At 71.9% G+C, this 16,679-nt stretch carries 13 protein-coding genes; 9 read left to right on the top strand and 4 right to left on the bottom strand.

Going from position 1 to position 16,679, the window contains the following annotated elements; translation table 11 throughout:
* Nucleotides 1-2 precede the first annotated feature (2 nt).
* The 4 genes from DEJ25_RS17065 (at nt 3) to DEJ25_RS12985 (ending at nt 4,231) form a co-directional block, all read left to right on the top strand.
* Complete coding sequence (locus tag DEJ25_RS17065) at nt 3-695, top strand: nucleotide exchange factor GrpE (protein WP_258366499.1); 693 nt, start codon at nt 3-5, stop codon at nt 693-695.
* A 30-nt stretch (nt 696-725) separates the two neighbouring features.
* Entirely contained in the window at nt 726-1,733 is a 1,008-nt protein-coding gene (locus tag DEJ25_RS12995; protein WP_110903751.1) for a DnaJ C-terminal domain-containing protein, read from the top strand.
* A gap of 110 nt (nt 1,734-1,843) precedes the next feature.
* The gene (locus tag DEJ25_RS12990) at nt 1,844-2,254 is read left to right on the top strand and encodes a heat shock protein transcriptional repressor HspR (RefSeq protein WP_110903820.1); all 411 of its coding nucleotides are present in this window, start codon (nt 1,844-1,846) and stop codon (nt 2,252-2,254) included.
* Nucleotides 2,255-2,338: 84 nt separating this feature from the next.
* Nucleotides 2,339-4,231, top strand: a complete 1,893-nt coding sequence (locus DEJ25_RS12985) for a hypothetical protein (RefSeq protein WP_110903750.1) — start codon at nt 2,339-2,341, stop codon at nt 4,229-4,231.
* Between the two features lie 229 nt (nt 4,232-4,460).
* On the opposite strand, the gene DEJ25_RS12980 is transcribed toward DEJ25_RS12985, so the two are convergent.
* Nucleotides 4,461-5,177, bottom strand: a complete 717-nt coding sequence (locus tag DEJ25_RS12980) for a GntR family transcriptional regulator (protein WP_110903749.1) — start codon at nt 5,175-5,177, stop codon at nt 4,461-4,463.
* A 163-nt stretch (nt 5,178-5,340) separates the two neighbouring features.
* On the opposite strand from DEJ25_RS12980, the gene DEJ25_RS12975 reads away from it, so the two are divergent.
* Nucleotides 5,341-6,492, top strand: a complete 1,152-nt coding sequence (locus tag DEJ25_RS12975; RefSeq protein ID WP_110903748.1) for a class I SAM-dependent methyltransferase — start codon at nt 5,341-5,343, stop codon at nt 6,490-6,492.
* 120 nt (nt 6,493-6,612) lie between these two features.
* Here DEJ25_RS12975 and DEJ25_RS12970 read toward each other — a convergent pair whose 3' ends face one another.
* The 3 genes from DEJ25_RS12970 to DEJ25_RS12960 form a co-directional block, all read right to left on the bottom strand.
* Entirely contained in the window at nt 6,613-8,574 is a 1,962-nt protein-coding gene (locus tag DEJ25_RS12970; protein WP_111044930.1) for an Ig-like domain-containing protein, read from the bottom strand.
* A 154-nt stretch (nt 8,575-8,728) separates the two neighbouring features.
* A complete protein-coding gene (locus tag DEJ25_RS12965; protein WP_111044929.1) occupies nt 8,729-9,559 on the bottom strand; it encodes an aldo/keto reductase in 831 nt (276 codons plus the stop codon).
* 69 nt (nt 9,560-9,628) lie between these two features.
* Nucleotides 9,629-10,051, bottom strand: a complete 423-nt coding sequence (locus DEJ25_RS12960; RefSeq protein ID WP_110903745.1) for a pilus assembly protein CpaE — start codon at nt 10,049-10,051, stop codon at nt 9,629-9,631.
* Nucleotides 10,052-10,347: 296 nt separating this feature from the next.
* On the opposite strand from DEJ25_RS12960, the gene DEJ25_RS12955 reads away from it, so the two are divergent.
* The 4 genes from DEJ25_RS12955 to DEJ25_RS12940 all read left to right on the top strand — a co-directional run bounded on the left by DEJ25_RS12955 (nt 10,348) and on the right by DEJ25_RS12940 (nt 16,626).
* Nucleotides 10,348-12,993, top strand: coding sequence for a glycoside hydrolase family 2 protein (locus DEJ25_RS12955; RefSeq protein ID WP_110903744.1), 2,646 nt, complete (start codon nt 10,348-10,350; stop codon nt 12,991-12,993).
* Between the two features lie 99 nt (nt 12,994-13,092).
* Nucleotides 13,093-14,547 (top strand): sugar transferase, encoded by a 1,455-nt coding sequence (locus DEJ25_RS12950; RefSeq protein WP_110903743.1) that lies wholly within the window; start codon nt 13,093-13,095, stop codon nt 14,545-14,547.
* A gap of 189 nt (nt 14,548-14,736) precedes the next feature.
* A complete protein-coding gene (gene tatA / locus DEJ25_RS12945) occupies nt 14,737-15,063 on the top strand; it encodes a twin-arginine translocase TatA/TatE family subunit (protein WP_111044928.1) in 327 nt (108 codons plus the stop codon).
* A 138-nt stretch (nt 15,064-15,201) separates the two neighbouring features.
* Complete coding sequence (locus DEJ25_RS12940) at nt 15,202-16,626, top strand: MFS transporter (protein WP_111044927.1); 1,425 nt, start codon at nt 15,202-15,204, stop codon at nt 16,624-16,626.
* Nucleotides 16,627-16,679 lie beyond the last annotated feature (53 nt).

The following is a 16,679-nucleotide window of genomic DNA, read 5'->3' as shown; positions in this document are numbered from 1 at the left end:
CGATGGCTGACTCCAACAACGCTGACGGCAACGTGCACGACGACAACGTCGACGACGCCCGGGAGCCGCAGGTCGAGGGCGACGCCACCAACGCGACGGCACCCGAGGACCTGATCGAGGCCGAGGGCCCCGACGTCGAGGTCCCGACGGATGCTCCCGCTGCGGCGGACGGGGGTCCGACGGACGGGAGCCCGGCGGACGACCTCAGCCCTGAGGACGAGGCCCTGCTCGCCGACGCCGCGTCCGGCATCGCCGAGGACCGTCTGTCCCCGTCCGACCGCGACCTGGTCGCCGAGATGCGCGCGGACATGCTCCGTGCGCAGGCCGAGCTGGTGAACTTCCGGAAGCGCGTCGAGCGCGACCGCGAGGCCAACCGCGAGGTCGCGATCGCCGAGGTGGTGCGTGCACTCCTCCCCGCGCTCGACGACCTGACTCGCGCCGAGGCGCACGGGGACCTGCCCGAGGGCCCCATGCAGGTCATCGGCCAGAAGATCCGCGCCGGGTTCGACAGGTTCAAGCTCGTGCAGATCGGTGAGAAGGGCGAGACCTTCGACCCGAACATCCACGAGGCGATCGTCCAGCTCCCGACCCCGGGTGCCACCGGTCAGACGGTCGCGGACGTCGTCGAACCGGGCTACAGGCTCGGCGAGCGTGTGCTCCGTGCGGCCAAGGTCGCCGTGGCGGTCCCGGCCTGAGGGCCGGCATCGGAAGAGGGGAGGTGAGCCGTGGCCAGTCAGGACTGGTTCGACAAGGACTTCTACGCGGTCCTCGGGGTGTCCAAGGACGCCTCTGAGGCCGACCTGAAGAAGACCTACCGGAAGCTCGCGCGGCAGTACCACCCGGACTCCAACCCGGGTGACGCTGCTGCCGAGTCGAAGTTCAAGGAGATCAGCGAGGCGTACTCCGTGCTCTCCGACAAGGAGCAGCGCAAGGAGTACGACCAGGTCCGCGCGATGGGTTCCGGGGCCCGCTTCACGGCGGGCGGACCGGGCGGCCAGGGCGGCTTCGAGGACGTCTTCGGTGGCATGTTCGGCGGCGGCGGCCAGGGCGGGGGCGGACAGCGCGTCCGCTTCGGTCAGGGCGGCGGCGGTGCCGGCGGCTTCGAGGACATCCTCGGCGGCATGTTCGGCGGTGGCGGCTTCGGCCAGAACACCGGCGGCTTCCGTGGCTTCGGCGGCCCGACGAAGGGGCGCGACGTCACCGCGACGACGACGCTCGACCTCGCCACCGCCGTCGCCGGTGACACCGTCAAGCTCGCGCAGGGCAACGGCCGGCCGGTGAACGTCCGCATCCCCGCGGGCGTCGCCGACGGCCAGAAGATCCGGCTGCGCGGTCGTGGTGAGCAGAGCCCCGACGGCGGTGAGGCCGGTGACCTCGTGGTCACCGTCACGGTGCGGAAGCACCCGGTGTTCGAGCGAGACGGCCTCAACCTGCGGGTCGACGTGCCGGTCACCTTCGTGGAGGCCGCGCTCGGCGCGACGATCGAGGTCCCGACCCTCGGTGGCGCGCCGGTCAAGCTCCGCGTCGCGCCCGGCACGCCGTCCGGACGGGTCCTCCGTGTCAAGGGCCGCGGCGTCACGACCAAGAACGGCACGGGCGACCTGCTCGCCACCGTCCAGGTCGCGGTGCCGTCCCACCTGTCGGACAAGGCGCGCGAGGCGCTCGACGCCCTCGCCGCAGCCCTGCCCGACGAAGACCCGCGCGAGGACCTGCTCGCCAAGGCGCGCGGCTAGCGTCACGCACCACATCACCACCAGACCCGGCCGGGAGGCTCGGTGCGGCTCCGTCAGGAACCGGCACCGAGCCTCCCGTCAGTCCCGCTAGGAGCGCTCAGATGGCCGACATGGACGAGACCTCGCCCGTCTTCGCGATCGCGGTCGCCGCCGAGTTGGCGGAGATGCACCCGCAGACACTGCGGCAGTACGACCGGCTCGGCCTGGTCGTCCCCGGACGGACCCGCGGCGGGTCCCGTCGGTACTCGATGCGGGACGTCGCGCAGCTGCGGGAGATCGCGCGGCTGGGATCCGAGGGGGTGTCGCTGGAGGGGATCCGGCGTGTCCTGGACCTGGAGAACGAGAACCGCGCGCTCCGGACTCGGGTCCGGGAGCTCGAGCGCGCCCTCGCCGACCAGTTGATCAGCCGTCCGGGCGCTCGGGTGTTCGCCGCGACGACGACCGGGGCGGCGGTGCCGCTCCGTGCCGGGATGCGGCCGCAGCGCAACACGGCGGTCGTGCTCTACCGGCCCCAGCGCTGAGTGATATACCGAATTTGTAGCGCATCCTGATCCTCTCTACGGTGTGCCCTGGCTCGGACCGAGTCATGACACGAGGAGGAGTCCATGCGCATCACGACCATCGCGATGGCCGCCACGGCGGTCGTCGTCTCCGCATTGGTGGCCGGAGGGCCGGCGTCGGCGACGACCACATCGGCGCCGCCGGGATCGACCAGGACGGTCGCGAACACGCCGACGGGCGTCAGCCTGACGCCGATCGACGACCGGACCTACCGGGTCACCGGGAAGCCACGCTGCGGGTTGTTCGAGACGACCTGTCAGATCCACGTCGGGAACGTCGGCGGTGACTACCACTGGGACGGTGGCACGTCGACCGCGACCTTCGCCGGGTGGCGGTACGGCGAGACCCGGACCCCCCGGTTCTGGACCTACGCCTGCCTGATCGGGTGCAAGAACTCGGCGACGGTGAGCAGCTCACCGGTCACGCGGCCGTACCCGCAGCGGGCGATCACCGCGCAGGTCGCGTCGAAGGACGACGTGGGACGGACCGCTCGGATCACCGGAACGGCGATGGGGAAGGCGAGCATCCGGTTGAACGGCCGTCAGGTCGCCACCGCGAGCGACGCCGGGACGGGGACGTGGGAGACGACCGTCACAGGGCTGCAGGTCGGGAAGAACACGCTGGTCTTCCAGCAGTACGTCGACGGGCAGTACCGGGACCAGACGTCGGTGACGGTGACGATCACCGACCCGGCGAAGCCGGGGCGGATCACCGGCAACGTCGGCACGGCGGACCTGCCGCGCGGTGCCACGACGACGGTGTACGCGGGCTACACCGCGCAGTCCGCCTTCACGACGCCCACCGGCACCCTGGTCTTCACGGCGCCCGAGGGCACCACGTTCGCGCCGGGCCAGGACCGGCAGACCGGTCAGTACCGGGACGGGACCACCTGGAAGGACTTCGGCGGCGACTCGCTCGTCAGCGGATCCCGCTCGGCCGACGGCAGGACGTACTCGTTCTCCCTCGGCAGCCGGAACTGGGCGATCGCCGCGGGTCAGCAGTTCCGCTTCGCGATGCGGATCGAGACGCCGATCGGCATCACGACGACGACGAGCTCGCTGCGGGGCACGCTCGCCGGTTCCGTCGCCGCGGGCACCTTCGACACGACCGCGACCGTGACGACCACGGTCACCGGCGCGGGCCTGCAGGCGACCGTGGAGGACGTCGACGTGGTGGACGGCACCGCGACCCTCGTCGGCACCGCACCGGCGGGCACGACGTCGGTGGAGGTCACCTGGAAGCGCGACGGCACCGAGGTCACCCGGTCGGTCACGCCCTCGTCGACCGGCTCCTGGAACTTCGGTCTCACCGGTCTGGCAAACGGGACGAACCCCGTCCACCTGGTCGCTCGGAAGGGCAGCGAAGAGGTCGCGAGCGCCGACGTCGACGTCCGGCTGGTCATCGCCGCGCTGACCGCTTCGGCCCAGTTCCCGGCGGACGTCTCGGAGCGTGCGACGGTGGCGGGACGAGGGCAGCCGGGCGCCCGGGTCGAGGTCCGGGACGGCGCCCGTGTCGTCGTCGGCACCACGGTCGGCGAGGACGGCAACTGGACGGTCTCGGTGCCGGCTCCGGGTCGCGGGGGCGTGTTCGCGCTCCAGGTCGTCCAGCGGGTCCGCAGCCAGGACACCGACACCGTGCCGGTGCGCCTGGACTACGGCGCGGCCGTGCGCATCACGTCTCCCGGCGACGGGTTCCTCGTGTCGCCCGTCTGGCCGGAGGTGCGGATCGCCGGGGTGGCCGCGCCGGGAGCTGCGATCGACCTCGGTGAACAGGGCGGGGTCGTCGACGGTCTCGGGCACACCGTGGCCGACGGCGACGGTCGTTGGGTCATCCGGACGCCGGCGCTCGAGGCCCGCGACCACGTGGTCGTGGCGACGGCGACGTCGAAGGGCGCGAACACGACGACCTCGAGCGTGCGGTTGGTCGCCGAGCGCTGACCGTCCTGACGCCCCGGCCGCGGTCGTCGCCCTCGAGCGACGACCGCGGCCGGGCGTTCTGCTGCTCAGGCGTCAGGCGTCGGGCGGAGGGTCGAGCAGGGCGCGGAGTGCGCTGGGGGACGACGAGCACGGCGGGACGCCGGTCGGCGCCTCGTCCGACGGGGCGCACCGCGTTCGCCGTGCCCCCGGACGACGCGCACGGACGGCATCGATCACCGCTCGCATGCACTCACCGCACACGGTCAGCGGTCCGTCCGGTCTGCTCCGGGCGCTGCCCGTCGTCGACCTGCGGGCTGCTGCGGTCCGGGTCCGGCAGCATGTGGACAGCCCAGGTGGCGCGCTCGGCGAGTCGACCGTCCCTGCTGTCCACCGCGATCCGGAGCGCGACGACGCCGTTCCGGATGTGTTCCCACGGCAGCGACTCGTGCAGACGGTCGCTGCGCAGCCGGAAGGTCAGGCCGTCGAGTGACGCGCGGAGCGCCGCCGACAGCATCGGGTTCCGACATTCGCTGATGAACGTCCGGTAGACCGGGGTCGCCGCGTCCGCCGTCGCCCGCCAGCCCGGTGTCTGCATGCAGTCGAGCAGGACCCCGAGTCGTCGGAACAGCGCGGCGCGGTTCTGGTCGCTGAGCGTCGGGACGGAGACGCGCACCAGTCCGCCGAACAGCAGCCCGAGGGCCTGCAGCGCCGGCAGGACGTCCTCGTCCCGCGGGACGGCGACCCGCGTGTACCGGTTCGCGCAGAACTCGACCAGCCCCAGGCGGTCGAGGTCGGCGAGGGCCTCGCGGACCGGCGTCCGGGAGCACCCGAGCCGCTCGGCCAGTTCGTCGTCGTCCAACCGGTCGCCCGGGCGCAGCCGCCCGCTCATGATCTCGCTGCGGAGCCGGTCACGGGCGACGTCGCGGAGCAGCTTCCTCGTCCCGGCCCTGGGTCGCGGTGCGAACATCTACCCCTCCCGCTGCGTCCTGGAGCCGGTGGACCCGACCTCCCCTGAGCGTAGGAGTCCTGCTCACACTTGTCGCGTGTGATATACCGGACGCCGTTGCGACCTGCGCCACGCGACGGCCCGGCCGGGGGAGGGCCGGGGTGGCGTCGGTACGCTCGGGGACATGTCCGCTTCCGACTTCGTCGACCATTTCCGGCGCCACCCCCGGGAACAGGGACCGGACCTCATCGCCATCGAGGGCACCGACCGGTTCCTGCTCGACGAGGCTCCGCACGTGCACGGCGACGCGCTCCGCCATCCTGGCGCCGTCACGGTCGTCGACGACCGGTACGGAGTCCTCACGCTCGGGGTGCTCGCGCTGCACGGCGCGAGCGACGTCCGGGTGGTGCAGGACTCGCTCGTCGGGGAACGCGCGCTGGAAGCGAGCGCCGGGACCTTCGGACGTCGCGGGTTCCACCACCCGGAGGGGTTCGAGGAGTCGTTCCGGGACGCCCGGCTCGTCCTGCTCCGGCTCACCAAGTCGCACGACCGGCTCGACGAGGTCGCCCGCGCGGTCGCCCGGTACGCGGCACCGGACGTGGTGCTGCTGTGCGGTGGCCGGACCAAGTACATGTCGCTGTCGCAGAACGACGTCCTCCGCCGGTCCTTCGGTGAGGTCGTGGCGAGTCGAGGGCGCGGGAAGTCACGCCTGCTCATCGCCTCCGACCCGTTGCGCGCGGCTGCTGCCCGTGCCGACGTCACCGATCCCTGGCCGCGCCGCGTGCACCAGGACGAGCTCGGGATCACGGTCGCCGCTCACGGTGGCGTGTTCGCCGGTGCGACGCTCGACCTGGGGACCCGGGTGCTCCTCGACGCGCTCGACGACGCCGTCCCGGAGGCCCGCCAGGTCGTCGACCTCGGCTGCGGCAACGGGGTGATCGCCACCGTGGTGGCTCGACGACGCCCGCGGGTGCACGTCGTCGCGACGGACGTGTCGGCCGCGGCCGTCGCCTCCACACGGATGACCGCGGACCTGAACGGCGTCGGGGACCGGGTGCGCACCGTCCGGAGCGACGCCGGCGACGAACTCGACGAGGACGGCGCCGACCTGGTGCTCTGCAACCCGCCCTTCCACGCGGACACGACGGTGTCGACCGACGCGGCGGAGGCGATGTTCCGGAACGCGGCGTCGGTGCTGCGCGCCGGTGGCGAACTCTGGACGGTGTGGAACTCGCACCTGCGGTACCGCCCGGTGCTCGAGCGGGTCGTCGGACCGACCCGGCAGGTCGTCCGCACCGCGAAGTTCACCGTGACTGCGTCGGTCGCGCAGCCCTGATCGGGCGGGCCCCGTGGAGCCAGCGCGCCAGACGTGGTGAGTCACCGGCACGGGAGGCCCGGATGACGGACGACGGCCCCGTCCTGCGTCGGCAGGACGGGGCCGTCGCAACGGTCAGCGTCAGATGGTGACGGTGACCTGGGTCGAGAGCCCGCCCGAGACGATCGTGAGGACGTGCTCGCCCGCGGTCAGGCCGGTCACCGTCAGGTGCCCGGCGCCGTCCGCGCCGATGGTGCCGTAGGCGAGGAGGTTGCCGTCGGCGTCCTCCGCCTGCAGCCCGCCGATGCCGGAGGCCGGGCCCCAGGCGTCGATCTCGGCGCTGCCGGTCAGCGCGCTGGAGCTGACGACCGCGGCCGTCACCTGGTCGGACGGGTGCGCTCCGTCGCCGATCACGACGTCCTGCTCCGCCGAACGGTCGCCGTTCGTCGAGGTGACGTGCGCCGTCGTGGTCGTCGCCGCAGGTGACGGCACGACGACGGACGCCAGGCCCTGGTCTCCGATCGTGACGCGCTCGGTCACGCCGTTCGCGACGACGGTGACCTCCGTGCCCTCGGCGCCGGAGAGGCCGAGTACCACGTCGGCGTCATCGAGGCGCGTCGTGCTGACCTGGACCTCGGCCGGGGCCGGGGTCTCGTCGCCGTCGCCGCCGCCGGGCTGTTCGCCCTCGCCGGAGCCCGGCTCCTCGCCGGAGCCCGGCTCCTCGCCGGCGTCCGTGTCGTAGTGCAGCGTGTACGGGGAGGACGCCCATTTGCCGCCCTGCTCCTGGTACTGCACCGAGAGCGTGTTCACGCCCTCACGGAGGTCCTCGTCGAAGGTGAGCCGGAAGTCACCCTCGGCGTCGGAGGACCCGAACGCGTAGGTCGTGCCGTTCTCGTCCTGCACCGAGATGCGGCGGTACGAGCCGACCGTGGCGCCCTCGATCGTCGGCCGCGGGTCGGTGACCGTCGAACCATCGGCCGGCGTCGTGATCCGGAAGGCATCGGTCCGTGCGACGCGGGTGACCTCCTGGGTGACACGCTTCGTCCAGCTGCCGTCGGGGTTCTCGAACGAGACGGCGATGTCGTTGCCGCCGAGCTGGAGCGTGCCCTCGAGGGTGACCTCCCAGCTGCCGTCGGCGTCGGCGGTCGCGACCCCGAGCGTCTCGCCGCTCGCGGTCTGGACGGCGACGCGACCGTCGGGGCGGCCGTGGCCGGTGAAGGTCGGCTGCGCCGTCCGGACCGTCGCACCGGCGGCGGGGCTCGTGACGTCGTAGACCGGCGCCTGGGCCTCGCCGGAGCCGTCGCCGGGTGCGGGGGTCTCTTCGCCGGAGCCGTCGCCGGGTGCGGGGGTCTCTTCGCCCGAGCCGGCTTCGGAGTCAGTGGACGCCAGGGCCCAGTTGCTCGTCGCGAACTCGTCGTGGTCGTGGGTGTCCGCCGGGATCGCGTCGTTCACCGTGCGGACGAAGGCCTGCTCGGCGGTGGCGCCGCCCGGGATCCGGATCCGGAAGCTGCCGTCGGTGTCCGTGTCCGTCTCGGTGAGCACGGAGGTGCGGTCGATCGAGGACTCGACCCGGGCCTCCCGGTTGGTGTGCCCGGCCACGACAAGGTCGTCGCCGTCCCGGGTCACCGACTGGATGGTCGGTGTCGCGGCGTACGCGTCGAGTTCCGCCTGGGTGGGCGTGCTGTAGGTGCCGTTCGCCTTCACGACGGCTGCCGTGATCGTCTGCGGACCGGAGACGAGCGGTTCGAGCTCGCAGCTGTAGAGGTTCGGTCGGTCCGCCGCCGCCGAGCCGATGCAGAGCACGTTCCCGGACGCATCGACGATCTTCAGCGTGCCGTTCGCGACGGTGCTCGTGACCTGGGCCTCCGGGGTGGCCTGGCTGGTGACGAACAGGCGGTTGCCGTTCCGCTCGTCCTGGGCGGCCACCCCCTGGATCTTCGCGATGCTGGTGCGGCTGTCCGTGATCGGGCGCTCGGCGGTCGCACCCGGGATCGCGGGGGCGTCCGACGATGCGGTCGCGGCGGAGGCGACGGCCGGGACGAAGCCGGCGGCGAGCACGAGGCCGAAGGCTGCTCCGGCGGTGGCTCGGTTGATCTTGCGCATGGTTCCCTTCCTGTCCACGCGGAGCGCATGGACAGGCTGTATGTTGCATGCAATATGCTGGTGATATCTCGAATGCAATGCGCATCCGCGCACGTCGCCGGAACGTACGAAAGCCCCGACCATCGGGCCGGGGCTCTCCTCGTTCCGCGATGGATCAGGCCGGGACGAAGTCGAACGTGTCGGGGTTGGGGCCCGTGCGGTGCCCCTTGTCGAGCGTCGAGATGTCGGTCATGTCCTCGTCCGAGAGCTCGAAGTCGAAGATCGCGAAGTTCTCCTCGACGCGCGAACGGGTGACCGACTTCGGGAACACGATGTCGCCGCGCTGGATGTGCCAGCGGAGGACCACCTGTGCCGGGGTCTTGCCCGTGGCACCGGCGATGCGGGTGATGGTCTCGTCGTCGAGCACGAGGCCCTGCGCGATCGGTGACCAGGCCTCGGTCGCGATGCCGAGCTCGGTGTCCACCGCGCGCAGCTCGTCCTGCGTCAGGTACGGGTGCACCTCGATCTGGTTCACGGCGGGCGTCACGGTCGTCTCGGCGATGAGTCGGCGCAGGTGGTGCGCCTGGAAGTTCGAGACGCCGATGGAGCGAGCGGTGCCGGCGGCGTAGAGCTCCTCGAGCGCCTTCCACGTCGGGACGAAGTCCGAGACGGTCGGCAGCGGCCAGTGGATGAGGAACAGGTCGGTGTAGCCACCGAGCAGCTCGGCCGACTTCCTGCCGTTCTCCAGGGCTGCTTCGGGGGCGTGGAAGCCGTTGTTGAGCTTCGAGGTGACGAAGATCTCCGAGCGGTCGATGCCGGATTCGGCGATGGCCTCGCCGACCTCCTTCTCGTTGCCGTACATCTCGGCGGTGTCGATGTGGCGGTAGCCGACCTCGAGCGCGGCGAGGGTCGCTGCCTTCGTCTCGGAGGGGTCGATCTGGAAGACGCCGAAGCCGAGCTGCGGGATCGTGCGTCCGTCGTTGAGCGTGATGTTCGGAACGGTCATGCCTCCAGACAACACCCGTGGCCCCACGAGTCGTCCCCGGGTTCCCAGGCGGGCTGGTCCGTCCCGGTGCTACTCGAGCGCGGCGGTGATGTAGGCGGCCAACGCCTGCGCGTAGGAGATCGCCGGGTCGGCGGCCGCGAAGGAGCGGTCCTCGCCGGTGATCACGGCCGTCACCGTCCACACTGTCCGGTCGTCCGGCCCGGACACACGGGTGAGCCTCACGAACGACGGACCGAGGAGTTCCCGGAGCTGGTCCTCCCGGGGCAGCCACAGCGACTCGGCGGCCGAGACCGAGTCGAGCGCCCACTCCGTCGTCCCGTTGAAGCCCAGGAACGTGCCGGTGGGGTGGTCGTGCCGCTCGACGGTCATCTCCGACACCGTGTAGACGTCGTCGTCGACCCCCGGCTTGTCGATCACGAAGCGGTCGCCGGTCTCCGGGTGCCACCGGAGACCGGCGTCACGCAGGGAGCGGGCGAGTTCGACACTGATCATGCGCTCCAGCCTGGCACTCGACCGTCGGAGTCGACCGGGAGGCGCGGGGCCGGGATCGCGCTCTCCTCGCGCACTCGGGACGACGTGGACCGGTTCCGGACCTGGATGACGGACAGCCGTACTAGCATCACCGAGCATCCCGCGTGCGGTCGCCCGTCGATCCACGTGCGTGACGCGACGACCGCCGGGGGACCGGTGCCGAGCCTCCCGGCCGTGGCCGACGGGGGTGGCGGACCGGGGGACGACGTCCCGGACCGCGGTCGACGCGGACCGACCCCCAGCAGAGAAGGACCCGCATGACCCTCGAACGCGAGGAACTCCGCGACGACTGGACCGTGTCCGCGGCTGAGGAAGGGGGACGCGGGAGCGTCCCCGACGCCGTCCGTGGCCGGGCGCTCACGGCGACCGTCCCGGGCCAGGTGCACACCGACCTCGAGCGCGAGGGGCTGCTGCCGGACCCGACCTCCGACCGCAACGAAGCGACGACGGCATGGGTCGGGCAGACCGACTGGCTGTACCGCCGGACCGTCGACGTGGACCCGCGCGGGTTCGAGCGGGTCGACCTGGTCTGCGACGGCCTGGACACCGTCGCCACCCTGACCCTCGACGGCGTGCAGGTCGGCACGACGCGCAACATGCACCGGCGCTACCGGTTCGATCTGCTCGACATGACCGACGGCACGAACGCCAGCACCGACCGCGAACTCGAGATCCTGTTCGAGTCGCCGTACCGCGAGGCCGAGCGGGTGGCAGCGCGTGCGGGCACGATGCCGGGGCCCTACGACGAGCCGTTCCCGTACGTGCGCAAGATGGCCTCGAACTTCGGCTGGGACTGGGGCCTGACCGCCGTCACGAGCGGGCCGTGGCGCCCGGTCGCCATCGAGCGCTGGTCCACCGCTCGGCTGCGTGACGTCCGGCCCCTCGTGGACGTCGAGGCCGGCGAGGGTGTCCTCGACGCGCACGTCGCGTTCGAGCGCTCCGGCATGAACGACCTGGACCAGGACGGTGAGGACGACGACCTCGTGCTCGTCGTCACGGTGTCGGGCCACGGGACGAAGCAGCGCTCGCGCGTCACCGTGACGCCGAAGGAGGACGAGGCCGTCGTGACGGTCCGGATCCCGGACGCCGAACTGTGGTGGCCCCGCGGGTACGGCCCGCAGCCGCTGTACGACGTCGAGGTGCACCTGCAGACCGTCGACGGCGACGTGCTCGACCGCTCGTCGTTCCGGACGGGCTTCCGCTCGGTGGTCGTCGACACGGCCGAGGACTCCGTCGGACGGCCGTTCGCGATCCGTGTGAACAGCACCGTCATCGACGTTCGCGGGGTGAACTGGATCCCGGACGACGTGATCGTCTCGCGGGTCACGAAGGAGCGGTACGCCGAGCGCCTCGACGCCGCCGTGGCCCTGAACGCGAACCTCGTCCGGGTCTGGGGCGGCGGCGTGTACGAGTCGCACGACTTCTACCAGCGCTGCGACGAGCTGGGTTTGCTCGTGTGGCAGGACTTCCTGTTCGCGTGCGCCTCGTACCCCGAGATCGAGCCGATCCGCAGTGAGGTCGTCGCCGAGGCGCGGGACAACGTCGCTCGTCTGTCGCGGCACCCGTCCCTGGTGGTCTGGAACGGGAACAACGAGAACATCTGGCTGCACGACGCCGACGGCTGGGGCGAGGAACTCGGCGACCGCGGTTGGGGACTCGACTACTACCTGGACCTGCTGCCGACGATCGTGGACGCGGTGGACCCCTCCCGCTTCTACACGGTGGCCTCGCCCTGGTCGGGCTCGGAGTCGCTCGAACCGAACGACGTGGACCACGAGACGCACCACTCGTGGGACGTCTGGAACCGGGTGTCCGACGAGCACTACCGGGACTCGGTCCCGCGCTTCGTTGCGGAGTTCGGCTGGCAGGCGCCCCCCGCCTGGCGGACCCTGCGCGAGGCCGTGACCGACCAACCGATGACCCCGACGTCGCCGGGTGTGGTGCACCACCAGAAGGCCGACGACGGCATGGGCAAGTTGGCCCGTGGCCTCGAGCCGCGCTTCGGCGAGGGCTGGGAGTCGGACTTCGACCGGTGGCACTGGCTGACGCAGCTGCAGCAGTCCCGCGCCGTCGCGACCGGCGTCGAGCACTGGCGGACGCACTGGCCGCGCAACACCGGCGTCATCGTGTGGCAGCTCAACGACCTGTGGTCGGTCTCGTCGTGGTCCGCCATCGACTCCGCGGGCCGCCGCAAGCCGCTTGCGCACGAACTGCGCCGCCTGTACGACGACGTGCTGGTGACGATCCGGCCGGTCTCGACCGTGGTCACCGCAGTGACGCCGCTCGCCCCGGGTGCGGAGCGGGTCGACCGGTCGGGAGGCGCGCACCCGCCGACCGCGCAGCTGCCGGTCCCCGACACGGCCGGCTCCCCGATCGAGGTCGCGGTCCGCTCGTCGCGGAACGGCATCGACTCCGTCGTCCGGGTGCGGCGGATCGACCTCGCCGGGCAGATCCTGGCCGAGGAGTACCTGCCGGTGGTCCTCGACGGCCCCGGGGTCGCCGTGGTGCGCCTGCCGGCCTCCGTCGGCGTGGTCGCGGATGCGCGTGGTGAGCTCGTCGTGGCGGACATGGACTGGCGTCGGGCCGTCTGGACGCCCGCCCCGGACCGGGACATGCGCTGGCAGCCCGCGCACTACCGTGTGACGGTCTCGGACGAGCCGGACCGCTCCGGCGTGCGGATGGTCGTGGAGGCGGACTCGCTCGTACGGGACCTGCTCGTGCAGCCGGACCGGGTGTCGCCGACGGGCACCGTCGACCGTGGGTTCATGACGCTCCTGCCCGGTGAGCGGGTGGAGTACCGCGTCGGCGGGGTGACGGGCGCGGACGCTGCGGCCCTGACCTCGGCGCCGGTGCTCTGGACGCTCGACCGGGTGCTGGCCGACGACGAACCCATCGCCATCTGATATGTCCGGGTGATATGCTGGACTCCTGTGTGGTGACCACGGTGACGACGGTTCCACGCAAGCCGGCCGCAGCACGGCCGTGCTCGAGCTGGAGGCCCGATGTCCAACACCCTCACCCGTCCGGTCGACGAGAGCGTCGTCGCGCACGCTCACCCGCGTCTCCGCGCGGTCCGGATCGGCATGGCCGTGACGGACCTGCTCGTCCTGATCGCTGCCTTCGTCACCGCCCAGGCCGTCCGCTCCCCGTCGGAGACGCCGACGTCGCACGGTGACGTCGGCTGGCTCGTGGGGGCGCTGACCGTCCTGCTGTGGGCGGTGCTGCTCACGACGATGCGGACCCGCGACCCCCGCATCATCGGTCTGGGCGGGGACGAGTACCGACGGCTGCTGACCGCGTGCCTCACCACGGGCGGTGCGCTTGCCGTGACCGCCTTCCTGCTGGACCTGGACATCGCCCGTGGCTACGTCGCCGTCGCGTTCCCGGTCGCCCTCGTCCTGCTCGTCCTCGGCCGCAGGGCGTGGCGCACGGTGCTCGTCCACCGCCGAGCCGCTGGCCACCACCTGGTCGACGTCCTGCTCGTGGGCGACCTGGACGACGTCGAGTACGTCGGGAGCCGCATCCTCGCGACCCCGGCGGCCGGCTACCGCGTGCGGGGCGTCCTCACCGACACGCTGCCGTCCGGGCGGTCGGCAGCGATCGGGCCGACCGAGACGAGCGTGCTCGGCGGTGTCGACGACGTCCTCCAGGTCGCTGGCCAGACGGCCGTCGGCGCTGTCGTCTTCACCGGGGCGATCGCTGGCGGCCACGAACGACTGCGCCGACTCGGCTGGGAACTCGAGCGAGCGGGGGTCGAACTCGTCGTGTCCTCGCCACTCGTCGACGTCGCTGCCGCACGGGTGCACCACCGCGCCGTCGACGGTCTGCCGCTCATGCACGTCGAGACGCCGGACTACACGCGGCGGATGAGCAAGCGCCTCTTCGACGTCGTCGGCGCCGCGTGCGGACTGTTGGTCCTCGCTCCGGTGGCAGCGGTCATCGCCGTCGCGATCCGCCTCGATGACGGTGGTCCGGTCCTGTTCCGTCAGCACCGAGTCGGCCGCGGCGGCGTGGAGTTCCCGATCGTCAAGTTCCGGACGATGTGCGTCGACGCGGAGGCCCGGAAGGCCGAGTTGCTCTCCGCGGACGAGGGTGCCGGCCCGCTCTTCAAGGTGCACGCCGACCCGCGGGTCACCAGGGTCGGGGCGTTCCTCCGTCGTACGTCCCTCGACGAGTTGCCGCAGCTCTGGAACGTCCTGACCGGCTCGATGAGCCTGGTCGGGCCTCGTCCGGCCCTGCCGTGCGAGGTCGCGGTGTACGCGGACTTCGCCGAGCGTCGCCTGCTGGTGACTCCGGGCATCACCGGGCTCTGGCAGGTGAGCGGCCGTTCGGACCTGGACTGGGCCGAGGGGGTCCGGCTCGACCTGCACTACGTCGAGAACTGGTCCTTCCTGCACGACCTCGTCATCCTGGCCCGGACCGTCCCGTCGGTGCTGCGATCGCGCGGCGCCTACTGATCCACGCTGCCGGATGCACGGCGACCCTGGACGATCGGTGTCCGTTGCCGCAGGCGTCTGGGCTTCCCGGGCAGCGGGAGTTAGCATGGACGGACAGCGGGACACCGCCGGGTCGGTCGACGATGACCGGGCAACGCGACCAGGAAGCCTGGTCGGACGGCGACCAGTTCCAGTACCGAAGGAGTCATCATGTTGCAAGGCCTCACCGGAGTCCACCTGGTGATCATCCTGGGCATCGTGCTGCTGCTGTTCGGTGCGACGAAGCTCCCGGCGCTCGCCAAGGGCCTCGGCCAGTCGATCAACGTCTTCAAGAAGGAGATGGACACCGACGACCGCAAGAAGACCGGAGCCGCCGGGCAGGACGCCGCCGCGTATGACGCGAACGCCCCGGTGCACACCACCGCCGCTCCCGTCCAGCAGCCGACGGCGCAGTACCCGAGCAGCAACGGCGTGCAGCAGCCGGTCGTGAACCCCGGCCCCTCGACGCCGCCGAACGGCGACTCCCGCTCCCTCTAGACCGCCGATCCATCGGCATCCCGGCCCCGGGACCGATGACAGCCAACGTGCGACGAGCACGGGGGCTGTCATCGTCATCGGGCGACGCCCGGTTGCGCGGGGGCGCGGACGGACCACCGATGGGCGCATGATGGCCCAATGACGTCCGCCGCCGCCGCAGACCGCCCGGCGACAACAGCGCCCCTGCACGACGACCGCCGCCTGGTGCTCCTGGTCGCGATCCTGGCCTCGTTCGTCGTCGGACTGGACTCGAGCGTCGTGAACGTCGCCCTCCCCGCCATCCGGACGGAGCTCGGCGGCGGGCTGGTCGTCCAGCAGTGGACGGTGGACGCGTACCTCGTGACCCTCGGGTCGCTGATCCTGGTCGCGGGTTCGCTCTCGGACCTGTTCGGCCGAGTGCGCATCATCACGTGGGGCCTCGTCGTCTTCGGCATCGCCTCGGTCGTCTGCGCGATCGCGCCGTCCGGCGAGGTGCTCATCGTCGCCCGGGCGCTCCAGGGCGTCGGTGGTGCGCTGGTGACCCCGAGCGCGTTGGCGTTGATCGTGGCGGCCTTCCGCGGTGGAGCGCAGGCGAAGGCGATCGGCGCGTGGACGGCCTGGTCGAGTGCGGCGATGATCCTGGGCCCGGTCGTCGGCGGCGTCGTGGTGGACGGCATCGGGTGGCGCTGGATCTTCGTGCTGACCGCCGTCCCCGTCGCGGTGACGATCCCGCTCGTCCGGCGCGTCACCACCGAGGTCCGCGTGGGAGCGCACGCCCGGGTCGACCTCGTCGGAGCGGTGCTCGCCGTCGTCGGTGTCGGCGGCGTCGTCCTGGGGCTCATCGAGCAGGAGCGACTGGGGTGGGGTTCGCCGGTGGTCGTCAGTGCGCTCGTGCTCGGCGGGGCCGCCCTGGTGGCGTTCGTGCCGTGGGAGCTCCGGGTGAGCCGTGCCTCGGGGGCGCCGCTCGTGCCGCTCGGGCTCTTCCGCGCGCGGAACTTCACCGTCGGCAACCGCGCGACGCTCTCCATCTACGGGGCGCTCGGGATGGTGTTCTTCGTCGTGACCCTGTTCCTGCAGGAGGTCTGGGGCTTCCCGGCGTGGGTCGCCGGGCTGGCGACCCTGCCCCCGACCCTGATGCTCCTGGCGCTGTCGACCACCGTCGGGTCGCTCTCCGGCCGGTTCGGGCCACGCTGGTTCATGGCGGCAGGGCCGGCGATCGCGGCGGTCGGGGCGCTGCTCATGCTCCTCGCCGATGACGACCCAGCCGGGTACTGGTGGTCGGTCCTGCCGGGGCTCGTCCTGGTCGGGGCGGGCATCGCGACGATGGTCACGCCGCTGACGAGTGCCGTCCTCGGGTCCGTCCCGCAGGACGAGGCCGGGGCGGGCTCGGCGGTCAACAACGCGATCGCGCGGATCGCGGGCCTGGTGACGGTCGCGCTCGCCGGAGTGTTCCTCGGCGGCGAGGTCAGTGTCGACGGACTGCACCGGGCGATGGTCGTGATGGCGCTGCTGCTCGCGGCGGGCGCCGTCGTCAGCGCAGTCGGCATCCGGAACGAGCCCGCGGAATCCACACCCGTGGAGTAAACTTGAGTCATCAGGACTCAACTGAGTCCGAGGACCTGACCACACGACCACCG

This window comes from Curtobacterium sp. MCPF17_011 (assembly GCF_003234145.1).
Taxonomy (GTDB): Bacteria; Actinomycetota; Actinomycetes; order Actinomycetales; family Microbacteriaceae; genus Curtobacterium.
This window is presented reverse-complemented; position numbering and strand designations above follow the sequence as displayed.

Coding starts and splice junctions, on each gene's coding strand:
- DEJ25_RS12990 (WP_110903820.1), top strand. CDS start 1,844: ATGGACGAGACCTCGCCCGTCTTCGCGATCGCGGTCGCCGCCGAGTTG.
- DEJ25_RS12985 (WP_110903750.1), top strand. CDS start 2,339: ATGCGCATCACGACCATCGCGATGGCCGCCACGGCGGTCGTCGTCTCC.
- DEJ25_RS17065 (WP_258366499.1), top strand. CDS start 3: ATGGCTGACTCCAACAACGCTGACGGCAACGTGCACGACGACAACGTC.
- DEJ25_RS12975 (WP_110903748.1), top strand. CDS start 5,341: ATGTCCGCTTCCGACTTCGTCGACCATTTCCGGCGCCACCCCCGGGAA.
- DEJ25_RS12965 (WP_111044929.1), bottom strand. CDS start 9,559: ATGACCGTTCCGAACATCACGCTCAACGACGGACGCACGATCCCGCAG.
- tatA (WP_111044928.1), top strand. CDS start 14,737: ATGTTGCAAGGCCTCACCGGAGTCCACCTGGTGATCATCCTGGGCATC.
- DEJ25_RS12940 (WP_111044927.1), top strand. CDS start 15,202: ATGACGTCCGCCGCCGCCGCAGACCGCCCGGCGACAACAGCGCCCCTG.
- DEJ25_RS12950 (WP_110903743.1), top strand. CDS start 13,093: ATGTCCAACACCCTCACCCGTCCGGTCGACGAGAGCGTCGTCGCGCAC.
- DEJ25_RS12970 (WP_111044930.1), bottom strand. CDS start 8,574: ATGCGCAAGATCAACCGAGCCACCGCCGGAGCAGCCTTCGGCCTCGTG.
- DEJ25_RS12980 (WP_110903749.1), bottom strand. CDS start 5,177: ATGTTCGCACCGCGACCCAGGGCCGGGACGAGGAAGCTGCTCCGCGAC.
- DEJ25_RS12955 (WP_110903744.1), top strand. CDS start 10,348: ATGACCCTCGAACGCGAGGAACTCCGCGACGACTGGACCGTGTCCGCG.
- DEJ25_RS12960 (WP_110903745.1), bottom strand. CDS start 10,051: ATGATCAGTGTCGAACTCGCCCGCTCCCTGCGTGACGCCGGTCTCCGG.